Below are 19,008 nucleotides of genomic sequence, written 5' to 3' on the forward strand. Positions count from 1 at the left end.
ATAACTAATATTCTAATTCTGAATAGTTTATTTTCTCTCCGAAGCCCGTCCTACTTTCTGCCTCACGCTTTTGAAAGAGTTTCTTTCTAAAGCCATTTGGGTAATACATTCTCATCCGCAACGTTTCGTCTGGAACAGACTTACGATTATAACCTAAATAAGTACCCCAGAACTGTAATGTGCGGAACATGATAATCGATCCAATTTCCTTGGAAAATTTCCTTTCATGAATCGCATGAACAGCATCAGACCAAATATTTGAATTTGTCAACCTGATAAAACTCCAGAATGAAAATTCTTCTTTTGGCCGGATATGCTTTAATGCTATCGCTTCTCTCCTATATCTATTTTTTATCCTTGATGGCGTTTCCTCATGAACATGCACAATGGGTGCAAAAGCTTCGTATGAAATTACGTACTCTTTTTCCTGAATCTTTGTAGCCCAATCCAAGTCCTCTAAACCTGTCAACTGCTCATCATAAGGCTGCTCTTCCCAAAGTACCCGCCTTATTGCAGCATTGGCATTATTACAAAATGGAATCCTTTGCTCATAAGAAGAGGTTGCAGGGAACCACTTTTTAAACAATTGATGCTCGGAATATTTTGAAATTTCGTTTCCAACCTGCCTACCATATACCAAAGCAACTTTATTGTTCTTAAATGGAGCGACCATCTTCTCTACCCAATCTGTATAAAGAGGATAAACATGAGCACTGGCAAGTAATAAAAATTCACCCCGAGCTACTTTGCACCCTACATTTAATGCTTTACCGAACGAAAAATCTTCTGGCCTAATATCTACTATTTTGGCCCCATAGTTCTTAGCAATGCTCACGGTCATATCTGTTGAACCAGAATCAACTAAAATAACTTCAATAGATTCCTTCTGCGTTTGCAAATAAATTCCTTTCAAAAGCTTACCAATATGTTTTTCTTCGTTAAAAGATCTTATTATTATGCTATAGATAGGTGATTTCATATTACTCAATTTATTTTAATTTTTCATTACAGAGATGAGAATTTTTCCTATTTAAATAAATTAATAAAATCATTAGCAAACTTTATTTGCATGGATTTATAGGCAATATTTGTGACAGTTCCTGGATTTGTATAAATTGACGTAATTTTCGAGGCTAAATCAACTGGATCATTCGGGTCAAAAAACAAGCAATTATCCTTGATCTGCTCACGATGTAACGCTATGTCAGACACTAATACAAAATGATTTAAAACTTTGGCATCCTCTATTACAGTACTCCAACCTTCAAAAAGCGAAGGTTGGATTACAGCAACAGAACTATCCATCAAAGCTAATTGTTCATCTCTGTCTATAAATCCCAAAAACTTAACCATGTTAGTTATACCACTTTCTTCAATGAATGTTTTAAGTTGATTAACGAAATCTGGATTTCGATGGTCGTACTCTTTCCCAGTGAAAACCACTTGTAAATCACCAACTTGATTTTTTAGAAGTTTAAGCGCTTCAAGCACAACCTTATGATTTTTGTGCTTCCAAAACTGATTAGATACAATCAAATATTTATCGGAAATGTTAAATTTGTCTACCAATTTTTTCACATCGAGAGCTTTGTAATCTTCTCCAATAAAACTGGCAAAATTTAATACCTTTTTTTTGTTAACATTTCCTGGAAAAAATATATCAAAATCATTCGAGGCATTTACACTGCTAAAAACGATGTTGCTTCTCTGATTTAGAAGATCCAAATAAGACTGATTCCTAAATCGAAGTTCGTACTTTGAAAAAAATTCAGGATAATACAACTCCTGAAAATCAGGAATCCAGTAATAAGCATTTTTTACTCCAGAGTCACTAATGTTGGGTTTAAGTGGATAAACGTTCTCAGAGATATTTTCTGGTAATTTCAATTTAAAAATGGTTTTCCCCTTTATTTTTTGAAAAATCTTATTAATTACTCTTTTAATCAAATTACTACCTAACTCAAGAGATTTATATGAAATAAAAGGATATTGTATCTCTTCAATTAGATCAATAGGTGAACCTAAGCCGTAAAAAATAACTAATTCAGGCTTCGATTGGTCATCCAGCAGTTTTAGTGACCTAATAATATTTAGTATGTAGTACGTTCCGCCTATCCAATTATCATTATGTCGATATATCAAATTTATTTGCTTTCTTTTAGCCATTTCACTGTTTTATTTAATCCATCAGTAATACTAACCATTTGCTCAAACCCGAAACTTTTTAGAATATCAATATTTGCGCACCAATTCAAGGGGTCTCCAGGCTTTACGATTTTATTAAAATTAATCGAGATATTGGGGTTAATTGCAGCGCAAAAAATTTTGGTCGCCTCAGCGATGGTGGTTTCAACTCCTGAAGCAATATTGACTGCCTCTCCATTAAATAGACCTTTTTTTATAATACAGTCAACAGCGTTTAGTAAATCTTCAATGTAAATAAAATCTCTCGTTTCCATTCCTGACCCAAACAATTCTATGTTGTTAGATCTCAAACATTTCTGATAAGTCTCCCAAAAAAGTTGCTTCCTGAGATGCTCGCCATATACTGAGAATAGCCTAAGGTTAATAGTTTGGAGGTTATAAAGATAATAATACTCCCTACAAATTTGCTCAGAATATAACTTATGCCATCCATAGGGGGACAACGGCTTCAAATCAACAAACTCTGTAATGGGCAAGCTTGAGGGGTTCCCGTAAACGGCTGCTGATGACATATTTATAAATTTGCAACTTGGGTTATGAGTGCGGATAGCATCTAGAATCTTAATAGTATTCGTTACATTAAGTTCAAAATCAAAAACCGGTCTATTTATTGATATGGGAACACTACCATTCCCACTAGCATTTATGCAAATATCGAATTGATTTGTCTCAAATATTGTATCGAAATCGGTATTTTGCAACGAAAGCTGAAAATAATTTTCACAACTTTGTTTTTCCAATATGTCGGCTCCACAAACCTGATGCTCTTTTGAGAAAAAAATTCGGGCATGTGCGCCAATAAAACCTTCAGAACCTATAATAAGTATTTTCATTTTTTTCTTAAACTATCGGGGATTTCTTTAATTACCTTTGCGGGGTTTCCACCAACAATAGTCCAATCCGGAACATCTTTTGTGACAACACTTCCTGCCGCAACAATAGCTCCCTTACCAATTGTCACACCTTTTAAAATTATACAGTTCATTCCTATCCAGGCATTCGAATTGATTCGAATAGGCTTGGTATTTACTACTTCCCAGTTTTTATTATCCAGTAGATGCTTCCCACACTTGAAGTCCTGCAATTGTTGCTTAATATCATTCTCTCTTTCCAAAAAGTCTATTGAATGCGAATCATGATCACAAATATATCCTCCCCAAGAGAGGAATACGTCATCTCCAATATATATTCCTGACCTGCAAATTAATCTGCTATTCCCAATCCAGCAACGATCTCCAATGGTGACAGAAGCTTGATTAGATTCCACAGAGATCGTGCAATCAGCAATAGTATCGTCTCCAATTTTGAGATATTTTTTATACAATAAAGGTTTAAGTATGCTCAAGCGGAAACTACTATAAAGAAAAGAGTCGCCCATCTCTAAGTATTCACCTATACGTTTGTAGTGAGCCTTCTGTTTATGGCTCTTTATAAAGCTTAAAATTTTTGAGATCATCTTGTAAACGTTTCAATTACCTTGATTATACCTTACTTTTAAGTATATCGTGTATTAGTTTATAATTGAGCATCTCGATAATTTCATCATCCTTAATCGTAACATTAAACTCTTCTTCAAGACCAGTGATCAATTGCATATGCCTTAATGAATCCCACTGCTCAATGGTATCAGGTGACGCATTATCATTGATTTCATCCTCGTTCAAATCAAATACCGATGCCATTACATTCTTAATTCTCTGTTCCATAATTTGTTTTTATATATTCTATATTATTTAATTTATAGTCTTCCAAAACTAACTCATAATTCTTTTTTTGTTCGGACGTATAAGTGCAACTGAATCCAACATTATCATAAAAATTACTGACTTGATCATTTTTAAAACTTTTAATGTACTCTGCTTTCAAGTTTTTGATTCCCAATGCTTTAAGAAAAGTAACTAAAATATCAAAAAAAGATTTTTCGATATTTCTTCCGATCACCCTACAACTCATTAATAACGAATCAATAGATGCTGTATTTTGCATCGTATTAATATCCAAAATACAAACACCTGTTAATCCGGAGTCTCCATATTTATCTTTGACATCAAAAGAAATTACTCTTTTCGTTACATCATTTAAAAAATTATCTATGTCTATTTCTGTGTATCGTCTTGTTGTAAGGTTAAATTGGTTTGTTTTTTGTGTTAATTGGCTAATCCGAGGGGTAAGTGATGGCAAATCTTTATGTATTGTAATCTCAAGACTCAATGATCGCAAATAACTCTCGATATCATTAAAGGATGATTTCTCTTCCAATCGTTGTGCTTGTTGCTTATACATCTCTGTTTTTTTCAGGTCTTCCTTGCTCTGAGTAAGATTGAAAAATAAATTTGAGCAATCACGCATTATTTGAGGATATTCAAAAAGATTAGCAGGTACCTGTACAACTACAACATCAGACAAATTATCTTTTATATAATTAACTTCAAAATCCGAGTCATCAATAAAAACCAAGCTATCTATTCCAATATTTAACTCGTTAGAAATAGCTTTTAGGTTTGTCCCTTTATCTATCCAATTGACTTTTTTTATAGTGATGTTTTCGTTCCTAATTGAAATATCGCTATGATGTGCAAGAACGAATTCAACATCCTCAGGATTATTCTTACTGCACAAACCTAATATTACACCTCTTCTTACTAAATCGAGGGCCAAACTTTGAATTTCTTCGAAAACAACACCAGACTTTGTTTTTGAAGACATTTCGATTTTATCAAAGCCATCCTCGCCAAGTATGCCTTTCCAAAGTGTATTATCACAGTCAAATATTAGAGCTTTTTTTGCTTTACCTTTCACAGATTTAATTATCGGTAAAACAAACTCGCAGTATGTCTTGTAGAAATCAATGGTATATAAAGATTTAGATGAGTAATAATATCTAAAGTCCACACTTCTGCCAATAGATATTTTCGCAATAACTTTATCAATTTCTACAATGAAAATATTAGGACTTAAATTAGCTTCTAGGTGTGCATTGAGACTGTCGCAAACCTTATCAAAGTTATTTTTACGTAAACTACTACCATTAAACGCAAGAGTGGAGAACTTATTAAACAAAACCAATGAAGTGATCTTTAAATTTGATATGACAAAATCAATTTCTGAGATCACTTTTTCAACTAGCGCAGTCAATTCTATGTCATTCATTAAATTAGCCTTATACTGAAGACCATCTATGATATTAGCAAGTTCCCAGAATATGATAATTGCTTCAGATTTATCGTATTTAATTGAGTCTTGTACAATGTTATCATAATCTCCTGAAGAAAGATTTACATTGATGTCTTCAGATCGAAGACTGAACTCCATAATAGCATTTAATTGATCAGTTATGACATTTGACAGTACTGTAATATTATACACTTCACCGCTCAATTTGTTTCCTAAGCTTCTATTCAATTTTAGTATTTCAGTGTACTTTAAATCTTTCATATGTTACATCATAATTTGACCGCCATTTACCCTAATAGTTTCTCCAGTAATATACGCAGCTCGATCCGAAGCTAAAAAGGCAATAGCATCAGCTATATCCTCAGGTTTAGCGAGCCTACGTAAAGGTGTTCTAGCCGAAATTAATAGCTTACTCCTTTCAGGTATGTCCGCAACAAGCTCTGTTTCTGTCATACCTGGAGAAACTAAATTAACTTGAATGTTAAACGGCGCAAGTTCCACAGCTAAAGACTTTGCTAAACCATTAAGTGCATATTTTGCAATAGTGTAAAATGACCAGTCATTTGGTGGAGCATTCTCCGTCACCTGAGATGTCAAAAATATGATCTTTCCATATCTATTAGCTTTGAATGAGGGTATTAATAACTGGGCTAAATAGAAACTTGATTTCACATTAATGTTTAAGTGATTTTCTACATCAGCCCAATCAACTTTTTCAAATTTTATATTTGGCAACTTCAACGTTGCACAATTAACCATTAAAGTAACACTCCCTAACTTTCGAACTGCCTCACTAAATATTTCTTCTGCGTTTTTTCTAATAGTAATATCCCCAGATACTAAACAAGCCTTTACTCCAAAACTAATTACACTATCAAAAATTAGATTTGCTGCCTCTCTATTTGAATTGTAATGAATTGCCACATTATATCCCTGTCTTGCTAATTCTATACAGGCCGCCTTTCCAATTCCACCGGTGGCACCAATTATTAATGCGTTTTTCACATTCACCTGCTGCTCACTAATTAATGTTCCGGTCACTTGTTGCTCGACCAATTTCACTTTAGCAATACCAGTGGTCACCTTTTGTTTATGCTGATTAAAAATATCGGTCTGTAATTCGATAGTTTTTGAAGAATCAATTTTCTTTAAAATCTCTGCTGTGACTGTCAATTCGTCACCGATCCTGACGGGTAAAAGAAACTCGATCGTTTGTGAATACCATAGAGCGCCATCCCCTGGAATTTTTGTCCCAATAATAGTGGAAATAAATGAAGCCCCTAGCATACCATGTGCTACCGGTTTTTTAAAACTCGTATTTTTTGCATATTCAGCATTTATATGCAGTTTATTATCGTCGCCGGTTAACTCAACAAATTTATTGATATCATTTTGAGTTATTATATGTTTTAACTCTGCCTTATCTCCGACCTTTAATTCTTCAAATTTACTCATGATTTTCTATTTTGTTCGCCAAACTACTTTGGCTGGATTTCCAAGAACTTGTGAAAATGCTGGAACGTCTCTAATTACAACACTCCCAGCCGAAATAATGGAGGCTTTCCCAATCGTTACGCCCATAACAATATTTGCCCCGGCATAAATAATGACATCATCTTCGATCTTAATGGATCTAGAAGGGATATTACCTTTTTCTTTAGGGTGACCTTCAGTGATTAACTTCTTAAAAGATTCGGCTCTGTCGCTAGATTTTGCCTTATGTGAAAAATCAATAATATTTACATTATGACCAATCAGCACGTTATTGCCAATAGTGATTCCTTCACCAGACCATATCTTACTTCCCGCCCCTATATAACAGTTTTCTCCTATATCTATCCTACCTCCATAAGAATATACTTGTAATTCACCTCTGATGTGAGTACCTGCGCCCACACTAATTTTCTTCGGATCCTTTTGCATATTAACCACATTGGCTTCAGGAAGAAATTTACCACCATTATTAGTTACCATTTGATTACTGTTCTCGGAAACCTCAATCGCATTCAATTTGTATGCAATTTTTTTTAATAATTTTATCAATCGAAATACTAAATATTTATACATAATTTGTTATCTATTCCAGACCCCTTTAGCAGTACTATTTATAATTTTCTTGTATTGTATATAAGCTACAACACTGGCACATAGCATAGTTGTAACAGTCGCTATCGGGATACCTATTACTCCTACATGACAAACTTTGACCAAGAATATTGCCAAAGGTATATTTACAATCATTCCAAAAACAGCTAAGTAAAGTTGCACTCGAACTTTACCCACTGCATTCAGAAAATTTGAATAAATAGCACACCAATTAGATACGATAAAGTAAAAGCACATCATAAATGAAAGTTGAACAGGAACAACTACCTTACCATTCGTCCATATCTTATAAATGGGTGTCGCAACCAACAATTGTATAACGCCGCAAAATGCTAAAGTCCCCCAAAGAAGTAGTAACTTCTTTACCGACCCCCGAATCCATTTCCAGTCACCTTCAACTTTTGCCTGTGTTGTCATTGACCAAAAAGGTGATAGGGCAATAGTAAAAAAGACACTAACAATACTAAAATATTTAAAAGATATATTATAAACTGTGACTTCAGAAGGCTCAAACATGTGTGCAATAATAAAATTATCAGAAGCATATAGCACCAAAGCTGCGATCTGGATAACAAAAAAATTAATACCCAATTTTAAGAGCGTACTTGCATACTTAAGCTTAACGAATGTTAACGAAGGTCTAATATTTTTATAAACCGTAAGAAACAAAATAGCACTAACTAAGACAAATATTACAACGGGCGTAATGGAATAGACAAGTGCAACGGATGTAAGCGAATTATAATGGAAAATTTTGAGTAAAAATAAACCAATTAATATGAAGACTTGAACCATAGAATTTGTGAAATCAGCCATTGCTGAACGTTGAAAAGATAAAAGTACTGTATTTATCAGTCGCACAATAAATTGTGTAAAAAGAAAACACATAGCGAAAACTACTGCGCTATTTAAATCCTTCGTCATATACTTTGGAGCATTAAAAACAGATACCCAATTTATGAACGGATGTACAATTAAAAAAAGGATTATTAATGCTCCGAATATAAGAGATAAAGCTGCATATGTAGTAGAAACAAAAATTCTGCCTTCTTTGAAATCATTCTTAGAAATAGATGTTGTCAAATGGTTTCTCAAACCATTTCCGAAACCTAAATCAAATAATGCAAACCAACCTATAATGGCTGTTAACGTAAGCCAAATTCCATATTGGGTATTATTAAGGAATGTTAAAACCAATGGAATTGTTAAAAAACTAACAGAGATATTTATTCCTTTTATAAAAAAAGAAAAGAAAATATTTCTAACAACAACCTTACTCTTAGAATCCTGAAGTCTAAATAATTCTTTTGATTTGCTTAAAATCCCCATTTATTGTAATTGAAGTCATAGATAATTGTTTGTAGTATAAGCAAAGTAATGAGACTCTTAATAAAATTATTTCCTTAATATCTTATGGAAAAAACTTTTCTTATTATCCTCTTGCCCATAGCTACCATAGCCGTAACCATAGCCATAGCCATAGCCATAGCCATAACCATAACCATAACCATAACCATTAGTAGCTTGAATGTCATTAACAACAATGCCAAGTTTTTTCATTTTTCTAGAATTGTAAAGATCATCTACAATATTGAGCTGTTGCTTGAAAGTATACTTTTGCCTAACAAGGTATAAGCAGATATCTGCAAATGGCTCCATTAGTTGGGCATCAGTAACAATGCCGACAGGGGGTGCATCAATTATAATATAATCAAATTGAACCTTTAATTCCTCTATCAATTTCTTAGTCCTCTCGTGCATTAAAGTTTCTGCTGGATTAGGCGGAATTGGTCCTGAACTCACGATAAACATGTTTGGGTTTATAGTTAATGGCTTAATTATATCGGCTGATTTTAGATCAGATTTGATTATATAATTGGTAAATCCGATTTCATTAGCACTACCTAATTTTGCTGACAGTCCTGGTTTCCTTAAGTCGAGTTCCATTAATAAAACTCTTTTCCCAGACAGAGCTAATATGTTTCCCAGATTTATGGCTACAAAGGACTTTCCCTCCCCTGACATACTTGATGTTAAAAGAATAATTTTTTCGTCTTTTTCTTTAAGATAAAAAGAGAGATTTGTCCGTAGTGCTCTAAACTGTTCTGCTATCGCAGACCTGGAACTATTAGCTACAATCAGATTATCTGTTTCTGTATTATGACTTATTTCTCCTAGAACTGGAACAACAGTTTTCCTTGTGATGTCTTCCTTGACTTCAATCTTATCATTTAATAACTCTCTCAAATAAATAAGGCCAATAGGAATTATCATTCCCAAAGCTAACCCAATAAGGTAAATTATAGTCTTTTTTGGGCTAAAAGGCTGCACATCAGACTTAGGAGGATCTATTGTACGTGAATTTGCAATATTTGATGTTTTTGAAATAGCAGTCTCTTCACTTTTTTGCATTAAAAAAATATAAAGTTCCTGTTTTATCTGTTGCTGTCTTGCCAAATTCAAATAATTTCGTTCGGTAGCTGGAACCTGTTTTATCTGACCACCAGCTTTATCCATTTGCGAAAGAATCCTTTTCCTCGAGATATTCAGCGAATTTGATGTGCTCGTCAAATTTGACAGCATGTCTTTTCGGAGATTGGATATTTGCTGATCAAGATTTATTATTACAGGATTGTTTTCGGTAACCCCAAGCAATTTTCTGTCTCTTTCAAGCAACAAAATATTATATTTTTCTATCAAGCCATTAAAAACCAAATCCTCAGCAACCAATGAGCTAGGCAATACTCGTTTATTATTTTCATCTCTAAGATATACCTCTAAACTTCTAAGTATACTAATTTGCGTTTCTACCTTGGCTAGATCTGCTACATATTGGCTAGTCGAAGCAACTAATAAACGACCCTGCTCGCTCATGTCAGCCAAATTATTTTGCTGTTTAAACCCTTGAATGTTTCCTTCCAGGTCTCCTAATTCACCCCCTATAATCGCCAGTCTATTATGTATAAACTTAATAGTACTATCAGCCACTTCGTTCTTATCTTTTCGGTTTCCTTCGACATAATTGGAAATTATTCTATTTAGGATATCTTCACCTTTCCGGGGAATTGGATAATTTAATGTTAAATCTATAATCGTAATTAATTTATTATTTACGCTAACAGTAAGATTGCTCATTAAATCAGCAACTTTGCTGTCAACAGATACTATATCAAAACTATACTGATTAGATTGTAACGGAACGGCAAAGTTTCGCTTTACCATAATGTTACCAACTTTCGGAACATTAAAGGTTGTGTTGTACCCAACTATTGTATCTACTCCTTTTGACTTAATCAAAATTTTATTATTTTTTAGTATGTCAACTTCTACATGAGCCCCTAGAATGGTGTCAGCAAGATTGACCCCTTGAACTAAGAATGGCGTAGCATAAAGTTCTACGTTTCTAACCCTTCCCTCACGAAAATACGTTATGTTTAGATCCAAGTCTTTTACTACCTGTTCCATCAATGATCTGGTCTTTAAAATTTCAGCCTCGTTATCAACAGTACTTTTCCCTCCAATTAGACCTCCCAAATCACCAAGAATATCGCTACCTCCCATTAATCCCCCTCCCTTTTTCTCATCATTTACTAAAACCCTCGCTGAGATTTTAAAAATAGGTGTTTGGTATCGAGCATAGGTGTAGGCTACGCCAATACCTAATATCACAGATATAACCAACCAATACCAATTCGATAAAATTTTAGCTAATAGCCTACGAAGATCAACTTGGCTCCCTTGATTCTCTTCCATTTGTATAAACTGTTCTTCCTGCAAATTCATCTTTAATCCTTTTTTTTGATTACAGCCTTGTTATTAAAATTATCAATACAGAAAGAGCACTTCCAACTAACGCATAAGTTTGAGTTCTTGCCTGGTTTAATGATGCTGCCTTTCCTTTATTTGGCTCAACATATAAAACATCATTCTGCTTTAAATAATAATAGGGACTATTGAAAATCTCCTTCGAATTCAAGTTTAATCTTGCAAATTCCTTTTTCCCTCCATTATCTCTGATCAAAGTTACATTCTCTCGCTTACCAAAGATTGTTAAGTCTCCTGCTAATCCTAAAGCATCTAAAACACTGACCTTTTCATTAGGTATTACGTATGATGCAGGTCTTGCAACTTCCCCCAGTATTGTTACCTTAAAATTAGCAAAACGTACTTGCACATTTGGATTAGTATATACAATAGCAGCCTTACCTTTAATGAAATCTCTTGCTTGATAACTAGTTAATCCAGCCACTTTGACCTTACCAATAACAGAAAGGTCAATTTCTCCATTCTTATCAACCAAAAATCCAGAGGTTGGAGGTGTTGCAGCTAGAGCTACAGAAGGACCAGTGATTGTGCTAATTGCCTGACTTGCGGTCTGGTTCACCACCATATTCGTTGTTGGATCAATCGTAAAAATTGATATGGATAAAATATCATCCGATTGAATCACTGGCTCAGTAAACTTCGCCGTATTCGCCAACTCGGATTGTTCAGCTAAACTGATATCCTGAAAGTAAGCTACCTTTTTTGTTGTCTCGCAGGCTGAGAAGAAAAGAGTGCTTAGCAGCAAACAACTTATTACGATTACACTCTTAAAACGTTTATTCATAGGTATGGTATGATATTTAATTTGCTGCAAATCTAATCTTTTAACCCAATAATAAAGATACCCACCCTTGGGTATTTTTAAAGGCTAACTATTGAACAGCTTTTTATTTATAAATGGATAATTACCAATTTTATTATATAAGTCTCCACTTTCTATACTTTTTGTTAAGGCATCTAAATGTTTATCATGGTGCAAATCCGTTCCCGCCAAATCATACATCTGGTTTTGCAGTAAATATTCAGCCGTTTTCTTCACCTCCTTACCGTAATAACCAGTAACTGACAATAAATTCAATTGAAACAACACCCCCATATCTTTATACCGTTGGAATTTACTTAAATCCAAATGGTAAAAATTGTAACGTTCTGGATGTGCAAGTATTACCTTAAATCCTTTGATCTGCATGTCAAAAATAACCTTCTCTACATTTGGGCTTTCATTCAAGTAAGACATCTCTACCAAAATAAACTTATCAGGTAAACACATCAAGTCATCCCCGATTTCAAAGTTCTCATCCAGCATGTATTCCGCCGCTGCGCGCAATTCCACATTTACATTTGCCTTCTTTAGTGCTGCTTCAGTTGATTTTAGTGCGGTATTGATGGTATCGCAGGTATTTGGATACAATTCTTTGAAAATATGAGGGGTACACAAGAATTTTGTAAAACCCAATTCATTTAATTTCTTGATCAGCTTTACGGATTGCTCAACATCTGGTGATCCATCATCTATCCCAGGTAATAAATGTGAATGCATGTCTACACCGAGCCATTCGATATTGGTTACATGCGTCTTTTTCTTAAAAATAGAAAACATTGTTTTGTATTAGGGTTATAAGTTCAATATTGTCTTTTTTCACCTGGGGATGAGTAAAAGAAATAAATTCTCTGTCACAAAAATAGTAAAAACTCTCACTAAAACTAATTTACAAATCGCTTTTTTATGTCTTTAAGGTGATAAATACCTAAAATTTAACATTAAATTATCAATTGTGTAATTTATACACTAAGGAAGGGGGGATTGCTTCGTCGCTACGCTCCTCGCAATGACAAGAAAACTACCCTTGCAATGACAGGAGACGTAACTACGGGCTATTGCTGAAATTAAAACTTTGGCTAAACTGCTCCATGGCGAAGACATGATTAGTAAGCTTTCTTTACATCCCTTGCCTGATGTAATTTTGATGGACATTAGACAATTATAGGGAGGCGCTTTTCCAAAGATCCGAAACAAAATCAAGAACAGGGTTAGTTGTCTTCGCTATAAAGCATGGAATTATCACTCTTAATAATTAATTAACATCATTTAATAAAATTTGTAATTAATAAGTTCTAAATTTACATAGCCAAATATACCTATGTAACGGACAGGGACCTTACAAACAAATAAACCATTATGGCAAATCAATTAGAAAGCAGCTGGTTAGAAAAGACGATTACTTATGCCAAATGCCCCAAGTGCGCAAGCGGGGTTTTAGATACCCGTATACCTAGAGGTGCGGTAGTAAAACACCTATGTTTCTGGCTAGACCTGAAGCGCTATAAATGCAACAATTGTGGCTCAAAAGTATATGTTAAGAATAAGAATTGATTAAGCTGGCTGAATTGAAACTTATCCCAAAAAATCATTATTTTTGTTTTGAAAAGAATTGATGATAGGCCATATTAAATATCATGACAACATTAACTATTGAAATACGAGATAAAGATAGAGACTTATTTGAAAGGCTCGCGAAAAGGTTTAATGTTAAAATAGTTGGAATTGTTGAGGAAAAATTACACCCGAATTCAAGTACAAAAAAGGCTATTTCTGATGCTAGATTGCGTAAAACTAAAAAAATTGATAATATTGACTTGTTCTTCAAGCGGCTTTAATGTATATATTAAGCTTCACAAATAAGTTCGAGAAAGATCTAAAGTTAATTAAGAAGCGTTCGCCTAAGGACTTGGATATTATCTATGATTTTTAAAAAAACGAATTAACAATAAAGGGTGCAGAAGGACTCCCCCAGAAATTTAAAGCTCATAAATTATCTGGAAACTATAAAAACAACTGGGAATGCCATTTAAAAGGTGACTTACTCATTATATGGTTGGAAATTACTGAAGAAAACGAAATCATTTTAGTTAGAGCAGGAAGCCACGCGGATCTTTTTTAGCAAAACAGCATCGTGAACAAATTATTAACAAATGGAATGAATACTTTAAATAAAAAAACTACTGAAAGTATTTCAAACAAGAGGAAGCGCTTAGTAAGCTTGAATTAAATAATGGATACTATAGAAATTACGAAAGAAGTCGAGTTGGCAAGAACCAAACGATCAATTGGAGATTACCAAAAATAGTATTGAATTATACTATTTGATTTATTTTCCATCAGATAGTAATACTTTTTGATTAATTTTACGTCATGAAGCAGAGGGCAATTTACAGTCAGTTGTTGGCGCACAGCAAAAAAAAACAGGTTACAGTGATTACCGGCATGAGGAGGGTAGGTAAAAGCACCGCAGTAAAATACATACTGCAGCATATTGAGCATACCAATTTTATCTATTTGGACTGCGAAAGGATTGAAATAAGGATTTTGTTTGGCGGCAATAATTACGAAGACATAAAGGGGCAACTGGAAGTAATGGGGCTGGACTTTTCTACTTCTTGCCTAATTGCACTGGACGAGATACAACTGGTAGAAAATCTTCCAAGTGTAATAAAATATTTATACGATACCTACAGCGTAAAATTTATTGTAACCGGGTCCAGTTCTTACTATATGAAAAATCAGTTTTCTGAGAGCCTGGCCGGGAGGAAAAGAATATTTGAGATGTATCCGCTAAGCTTCAAGGAGTTTTTGGAATTTAAGGAAGTGGCAAATAAAAATTATGAGAAATTTGTATGGAAATTTGTAAACAAAACCTGGTATAGTCAATATAAGGATCATTATGCGGAATACATTCGTTTTGGGGGATTTCCGGAGGTTGTATTGGAACGGGATTATGCAGACAAGGTTGAGCTTTTAAAGGATATCATCAATTCTTATATTGAATTGGATGTTAAATTATTATCTGACTATTCTGTAAGTGAAGACCTTTATAAATTAGTAAAATTATTAGCATCTCGTTCTGGCAATAAAGTAGATTATACTAAAATAAGCAGCGTAACAGGTATAAATCGCCAAAAGGTTTCCTCGTATATTCATCTGCTTGAGTATACTTATTTTATTTATCAGGCAAGTCCTTACACTAAAAACATTGATAAAGAGATTTCCCAGCAAACTAAGCTATATTTTGCGGATACGGGTGTCTTGAATGTACTTGCAGGCGATCAGTTATCAGGCGGGCAAGTTTTTGAAAATGCTATCGCTGCGCAATTGAAAAGCCAGGGAACTATACAGTATTATCAGAAGAAAACAGGGCAGGAAATTGATTTCATTTTTAATGGTGATACGGCATTGGAAGTTAAGGAAACGCCAATACTGCAAGACAAACATACGCTTGAACAGAGGGCTGCGGGTATTGATATTAAAAAGAGTTTTGTTTTGGGGCGAAATGTTTCGAATGCCGGCTTCCTGGATTTTGTATGGGGCGGGAACATATAAGAGAAGCAATCATTGCCAAATAGGTTAATTTGTCGGTTGTAACCAGCAATATCATTCGGTTTTTGTATATTGGAACCGACAAATTTTAATTATGGAATCGCTTTTTGAATACCAGGAGAATTTACTGAGGGTTGTAAATGATAATTTTAGGCGCTATTTGCATCCAAAGATAAACTGGAAGCAGCGAATGATTGCCATTAAAGGCCCGCGAGGGGCAGGAAAAACCATATTAATGCTCCAGCACCTTAAATTCGATTTAAAAGAGGAGAAAGAAAAAGCACTGTACGTTACTGCTGATCATACTTGGTTTTATACCCATACTTTATTGGATATGGCTACGGATTGGTTTAAGCTAGGCGGAAGGGTATTGTTTATAGACGAAGTTCATAAATATCCTTCATGGTCCAGAGAACTTAAAAACATCTATGATGGCCTGCCTGAAATGCGTGTCATCTTTTCTGCATCGTCTGCATTGGATGTTTACCGGGGTGAGGCCGATTTGAGTCGCAGGGTGACCTGCTATTCTTTAGCCGGATTGTCGTTCAGAGAATACCTTTCCTTCACTGAAGGTATTGTATTTGATCCAGTTAGTCTGGACGATGTTAAAACAAATCACCGGGAAATAAGCAGGGGCATTCTTGAAAAAATTCAGCCTCTTCCCGCTTTTAACAGGTATCTGAAAAACGGATATTTACCAATAATAGTGGAAGGTGAAGCTGAATATTTGCCTAAACTGGAACAAGTTATAAATGCCATTGTAGATACAGACCTAGCTTATATAGCGGGTTATAATGCCGGCACTGCAGTAAAAGTAAAACGTTTATTAGGCGTAATAGCAGAATCTGCTCCCTTTAAGCCTAATATGTCTGCATTGGCACGTAAGATGGAAATTCATCGCGAAAGTATGTATGAGTATATTTATCAATTGAGAGACGCGAAGTTATTAAACATACTTTCTGTTGAAGGAAAAGGTGTTTCAAGATTGCAAAAGCCAGATAAAATTTTTTTAGAGAATACGAATTTGGCTTATGCCATAAAAAGCCAACCCGACAAGGGGAACATTAGAGAGACTTTTTTATTAAACCAATTGGTTAACACAGGAATGGAGGTAAATGCTCCCGCTGAGGGTGATTTCTTTATTTCAGGACTGACAATAGAGGTTGGTGGCAAATCAAAATCTTTTAAACAGTTAAAAAATGCTGATTCTTATTTGGTGGCCGCCGATGATATTGAAATAGGTTTTGGAGATAGGGTTCCGCTTTGGCTATTTGGTTTCTTGTATTAGCGGTTAACTTTAAAAATGATGCGGTTCCAGTAGCCCTGAAACCGCAACTATTTTTAGGCTGCGCCTCTGATCAGTTTTAGTATTATTGCAATTACTGCAATGACCAATAAAACGTGAATGATTCCTCCTGTGTAGTATCCTCCTAAAAAGCTGATAGCCCAGATGATTACCAACACAACTGCGATTAAATAAAGTAAATTTCCCATAGTGAAAATAATTAAGTTTTGATAGTTTTATCTAATAACCTATAAGATTCGATATTGTTTTGGAATTTGACATTAATTCAACTTATTGATTGCATAAAGCGGGAGGTTGGTTAGCCAGTCCTCTTTCCGATAGTTTGACATGGAAATTCTTATGGCATTGGTAAAATCATATTTCTGACTGAAATGGCGCAGGCTTTTGGCCTTCAGGTTTTCTTCTGCTTTAACTTCAACCGGAATGATATTGCCCCTGTGTTGTAAAAGAAAATCAATTTCTGCAGTGGCATTTTCGGCAGACCAGTAATAGATAGATAGTTCTTTACGGATAATTAACTGCTGTAACACATACTGCTCCGTTAATGCCCCTTTAAATTCCTCAAAAAGTTCATTGCCATGAAGCAAGGTTTTGATATCTACATCTACCATCGCACCGAGCAGACCTATATCTACCAGAAAAAGCTTAAACGCACTAAAGTCTTCGTATGCCTTCAATGGAATGGCAGGCTTAGTAATCCTGTTTATTTTATGGATTAGTCCGCAATCTATTAACCAGGACATGGCCATTTCATATTCTTTAGCCCTTGCGCCATGCTTTACCGCTCCATATATAAATTTTTTATTTTCCCTGGTTAGCTGTGCAGGTATTGAGTTCCAAAGCATTCTTATCCTTGGTACGATTTCAATTGGTGCATGCTTGGAAAAGTCTTGCTCATAGGCTTCCATTATTCGTTTCTGTAACGTCCGTACTTCGTTATAGTCGGCATTGTTGGTAAAAGAAAGCACTACTTCAGGCATACCGCCTACATAGTAATACTGTTTTAAAAGCTGGATATATTTGGTTTTAAAAGAGGTGATCAATGCCCAATCCTCACTTTGTAGTAGGTCTAGTAAGGGTTGTTGATTCATTGCGACTAGAAATTCTGTAAAACTTAAGGGATATAGGTCGAGAAAATCAACCTTCCCCACGGGGAACGAAGTATGCTTGCTTAGCGCTACACCAAGCAGCGAACCTGCAGATATCACATGGTATTGGGGCGCATTTTCGTGAAAATACTTTAAGGAGGTAAGTGCGCCCGGCGCTTCCTGAATTTCATCAAGGATGATCAGTGTATTTTCAGCTTCAATAGTTATCCCTGTTTCTATTTGCAGTGCAGTGATTAATCTTTGTATGTCAAAATCTTCAGTAAAAATAGTTTGGAGTTTTTTATTGCTTTCAAAATTGATGTATACACATTTCTTGTAGGCCCTGCGACCAAACTCCTTCATTAACCATGTTTTTCCTACCTGCCTTGCTCCCCTTATCAGGAGCGGTTTACGGTTCTTTTTAACCTTCCAATTATTAAGATCCTCAATTTGTAGTCTTTTCATAGTTAAATATCTGACAATGATTCAAATATACAGAATCGTTAACATTTATACAAAGGAATAAATGTTAATAACTACACTTTTACAAAGGAATAAATGTATTTGACTACACTTTTGTTAAGGAATAAGCGGCAAGCTGAAGTGAAAGATTGATCCTGACCCTGCTTCACTTTCTACCAGGTCAGCACAGGAGCGGTATTTGCCATGATACTGGTAAAATTATTTGCCTGTTTCCAAGTGAGGGGCATCAACAGGTTTAGACTCCGGAGATCCCTTTTGTCCGCTTTTAAGGTATTGGCCTAATCCAATTTCTGTGACCCCGTCTTGTTTCAGTTCTTTGTTGTGTTCTTTCCAACCGGTTAGCGCCTGCGCCCCTAGTGTAACAGTAAATAAGGCTAAAAAAACAAGGCTAAGTCCATTGCGATAAAAGAAGGAGTGTTTTTTAGAAGCGGGCTTTTTCATGATGT

18 protein-coding genes are annotated in these 19,008 nt (G+C 34.8%); 3 read left to right on the forward strand and 15 right to left on the reverse strand.

All coding sequences use genetic code 11. From position 1 onward, the window contains the following. Window positions 1-4 precede the first annotated feature (4 nt). The 12 genes from ACVWYN_RS00295 to ACVWYN_RS00350 all read right to left on the reverse strand — a co-directional run bounded on the left by ACVWYN_RS00295 (window position 5) and on the right by ACVWYN_RS00350 (window position 12,910). Window positions 5-979, reverse strand: a complete 975-nt coding sequence (locus ACVWYN_RS00295) for a glycosyltransferase family 2 protein (RefSeq protein WP_457286819.1) — start codon at window positions 977-979, stop codon at window positions 5-7. Window positions 980-1,026: 47 nt separating this feature from the next. Next, a complete protein-coding gene (locus tag ACVWYN_RS00300; RefSeq protein ID WP_457286820.1) occupies window positions 1,027-2,166 on the reverse strand; it encodes a glycosyltransferase family 4 protein in 1,140 nt (379 codons plus the stop codon). Beyond that, window positions 2,145-3,038: an NAD-dependent epimerase/dehydratase family protein gene (locus tag ACVWYN_RS00305; protein WP_457286821.1), complete on the reverse strand. Its 894-nt coding sequence runs from the start codon at window positions 3,036-3,038 to the stop codon at window positions 2,145-2,147. Before ACVWYN_RS00305 ends, ACVWYN_RS00300 begins: the two co-directional genes overlap by 22 nt. After that, window positions 3,035-3,550 carry an acyltransferase gene (locus tag ACVWYN_RS00310; protein WP_457286822.1) on the reverse strand — a complete coding sequence of 172 codons (516 nt, stop codon included), beginning with the start codon at window positions 3,548-3,550 and terminating at the stop codon, window positions 3,035-3,037. The genes ACVWYN_RS00305 and ACVWYN_RS00310 overlap by 4 nt, the downstream gene beginning before the upstream one ends. Before the next feature lie 136 nt (window positions 3,551-3,686). After that, complete coding sequence (locus ACVWYN_RS00315; protein ID WP_457286823.1) at window positions 3,687-3,911, reverse strand: acyl carrier protein; 225 nt, start codon at window positions 3,909-3,911, stop codon at window positions 3,687-3,689. Beyond that, the gene (locus ACVWYN_RS00320) at window positions 3,895-5,640 is read right to left on the reverse strand and encodes an HAD-IIIC family phosphatase (protein ID WP_457286824.1); all 1,746 of its coding nucleotides are present in this window, start codon (window positions 5,638-5,640) and stop codon (window positions 3,895-3,897) included. The genes ACVWYN_RS00315 and ACVWYN_RS00320 overlap by 17 nt, the downstream gene beginning before the upstream one ends. 3 nt (window positions 5,641-5,643) lie before the next feature. Next, the gene (locus ACVWYN_RS00325; protein WP_457286825.1) at window positions 5,644-6,834 is read right to left on the reverse strand and encodes an SDR family oxidoreductase; all 1,191 of its coding nucleotides are present in this window, start codon (window positions 6,832-6,834) and stop codon (window positions 5,644-5,646) included. Window positions 6,835-6,840: 6 nt separating this feature from the next. Continuing rightward, window positions 6,841-7,353: an acyltransferase gene (locus ACVWYN_RS00330; RefSeq protein WP_457286826.1), complete on the reverse strand. Its 513-nt coding sequence runs from the start codon at window positions 7,351-7,353 to the stop codon at window positions 6,841-6,843. A 99-nt stretch (window positions 7,354-7,452) separates the two neighbouring features. Continuing rightward, complete coding sequence (locus ACVWYN_RS00335) at window positions 7,453-8,814, reverse strand: oligosaccharide flippase family protein (RefSeq protein ID WP_457286827.1); 1,362 nt, start codon at window positions 8,812-8,814, stop codon at window positions 7,453-7,455. 66 nt (window positions 8,815-8,880) lie between these two features. Next, on the reverse strand, window positions 8,881-11,268 hold the full coding sequence (locus tag ACVWYN_RS00340) for a GumC family protein (RefSeq protein ID WP_457286828.1): 2,388 nt from the start codon (window positions 11,266-11,268) through the stop codon (window positions 8,881-8,883). A gap of 19 nt (window positions 11,269-11,287) precedes the next feature. Further along, window positions 11,288-12,094: a polysaccharide biosynthesis/export family protein gene (locus tag ACVWYN_RS00345; protein WP_457286829.1), complete on the reverse strand. Its 807-nt coding sequence runs from the start codon at window positions 12,092-12,094 to the stop codon at window positions 11,288-11,290. Between the two features lie 84 nt (window positions 12,095-12,178). Continuing rightward, entirely contained in the window at window positions 12,179-12,910 is a 732-nt protein-coding gene (locus ACVWYN_RS00350) for a tyrosine-protein phosphatase (RefSeq protein WP_457286830.1), read from the reverse strand. A gap of 1,168 nt (window positions 12,911-14,078) precedes the next feature. Between ACVWYN_RS00350 and ACVWYN_RS00355 the strand changes: the two genes are divergently transcribed. From ACVWYN_RS00355 to ACVWYN_RS00365, 3 genes are all read left to right on the forward strand, one after another. After that, entirely contained in the window at window positions 14,079-14,252 is a 174-nt protein-coding gene (locus tag ACVWYN_RS00355) for a type II toxin-antitoxin system RelE/ParE family toxin (RefSeq protein ID WP_457287646.1), read from the forward strand. A 251-nt stretch (window positions 14,253-14,503) separates the two neighbouring features. Continuing rightward, window positions 14,504-15,688: an ATP-binding protein gene (locus tag ACVWYN_RS00360; RefSeq protein ID WP_457286831.1), complete on the forward strand. Its 1,185-nt coding sequence runs from the start codon at window positions 14,504-14,506 to the stop codon at window positions 15,686-15,688. A gap of 91 nt (window positions 15,689-15,779) precedes the next feature. Beyond that, window positions 15,780-16,973: an ATP-binding protein gene (locus ACVWYN_RS00365; RefSeq protein ID WP_457286832.1), complete on the forward strand. Its 1,194-nt coding sequence runs from the start codon at window positions 15,780-15,782 to the stop codon at window positions 16,971-16,973. Window positions 16,974-17,026: 53 nt separating this feature from the next. Here the strand turns inward: ACVWYN_RS00365 and ACVWYN_RS00370 are convergent, their stop codons facing one another. The 3 genes from ACVWYN_RS00370 to ACVWYN_RS00380 all read right to left on the reverse strand — a co-directional run bounded on the left by ACVWYN_RS00370 (window position 17,027) and on the right by ACVWYN_RS00380 (window position 19,003). Beyond that, a complete protein-coding gene (locus ACVWYN_RS00370; protein WP_457286833.1) occupies window positions 17,027-17,179 on the reverse strand; it encodes a lmo0937 family membrane protein in 153 nt (50 codons plus the stop codon). A gap of 72 nt (window positions 17,180-17,251) precedes the next feature. Further along, entirely contained in the window at window positions 17,252-18,544 is a 1,293-nt protein-coding gene (locus ACVWYN_RS00375) for an ATP-binding protein (protein WP_457286834.1), read from the reverse strand. Between the two features lie 216 nt (window positions 18,545-18,760). After that, window positions 18,761-19,003, reverse strand: a complete 243-nt coding sequence (locus tag ACVWYN_RS00380; RefSeq protein ID WP_457286835.1) for a DUF6766 family protein — start codon at window positions 19,001-19,003, stop codon at window positions 18,761-18,763. Window positions 19,004-19,008 lie beyond the last annotated feature (5 nt).

It is taken from the genome of Pedobacter sp. UYP24 (genome assembly GCF_054057295.1).

What these genes read in the sequence shown, in the direction of transcription:
- ACVWYN_RS00295 (WP_457286819.1), bottom strand. Translation starts at nt 979, where the DNA reads ATGAAATCACCTATCTATAGCATAATAATAAGATCTTTTAACGAAGAA.
- ACVWYN_RS00300 (WP_457286820.1), bottom strand. Translation starts at nt 2,166, where the DNA reads ATGGCTAAAAGAAAGCAAATAAATTTGATATATCGACATAATGATAAT.
- ACVWYN_RS00305 (WP_457286821.1), bottom strand. Translation starts at nt 3,038, where the DNA reads ATGAAAATACTTATTATAGGTTCTGAAGGTTTTATTGGCGCACATGCC.
- ACVWYN_RS00315 (WP_457286823.1), bottom strand. Translation starts at nt 3,911, where the DNA reads ATGGAACAGAGAATTAAGAATGTAATGGCATCGGTATTTGATTTGAAC.
- ACVWYN_RS00320 (WP_457286824.1), bottom strand. Translation starts at nt 5,640, where the DNA reads ATGAAAGATTTAAAGTACACTGAAATACTAAAATTGAATAGAAGCTTA.
- ACVWYN_RS00325 (WP_457286825.1), bottom strand. Translation starts at nt 6,834, where the DNA reads ATGAGTAAATTTGAAGAATTAAAGGTCGGAGATAAGGCAGAGTTAAAA.
- ACVWYN_RS00330 (WP_457286826.1), bottom strand. Translation starts at nt 7,353, where the DNA reads ATGGTAACTAATAATGGTGGTAAATTTCTTCCTGAAGCCAATGTGGTT.
- ACVWYN_RS00335 (WP_457286827.1), bottom strand. Translation starts at nt 8,814, where the DNA reads ATGGGGATTTTAAGCAAATCAAAAGAATTATTTAGACTTCAGGATTCT.
- ACVWYN_RS00340 (WP_457286828.1), bottom strand. Translation starts at nt 11,268, where the DNA reads ATGAATTTGCAGGAAGAACAGTTTATACAAATGGAAGAGAATCAAGGG.
- ACVWYN_RS00345 (WP_457286829.1), bottom strand. Translation starts at nt 12,094, where the DNA reads ATGAATAAACGTTTTAAGAGTGTAATCGTAATAAGTTGTTTGCTGCTA.
- ACVWYN_RS00350 (WP_457286830.1), bottom strand. Translation starts at nt 12,910, where the DNA reads ATGTTTTCTATTTTTAAGAAAAAGACGCATGTAACCAATATCGAATGG.
- ACVWYN_RS00360 (WP_457286831.1), top strand. Translation starts at nt 14,504, where the DNA reads ATGAAGCAGAGGGCAATTTACAGTCAGTTGTTGGCGCACAGCAAAAAA.
- ACVWYN_RS00365 (WP_457286832.1), top strand. Translation starts at nt 15,780, where the DNA reads ATGGAATCGCTTTTTGAATACCAGGAGAATTTACTGAGGGTTGTAAAT.
- ACVWYN_RS00370 (WP_457286833.1), bottom strand. Translation starts at nt 17,179, where the DNA reads ATGGGAAATTTACTTTATTTAATCGCAGTTGTGTTGGTAATCATCTGG.
- ACVWYN_RS00375 (WP_457286834.1), bottom strand. Translation starts at nt 18,544, where the DNA reads ATGAAAAGACTACAAATTGAGGATCTTAATAATTGGAAGGTTAAAAAG.
- ACVWYN_RS00380 (WP_457286835.1), bottom strand. Translation starts at nt 19,003, where the DNA reads ATGAAAAAGCCCGCTTCTAAAAAACACTCCTTCTTTTATCGCAATGGA.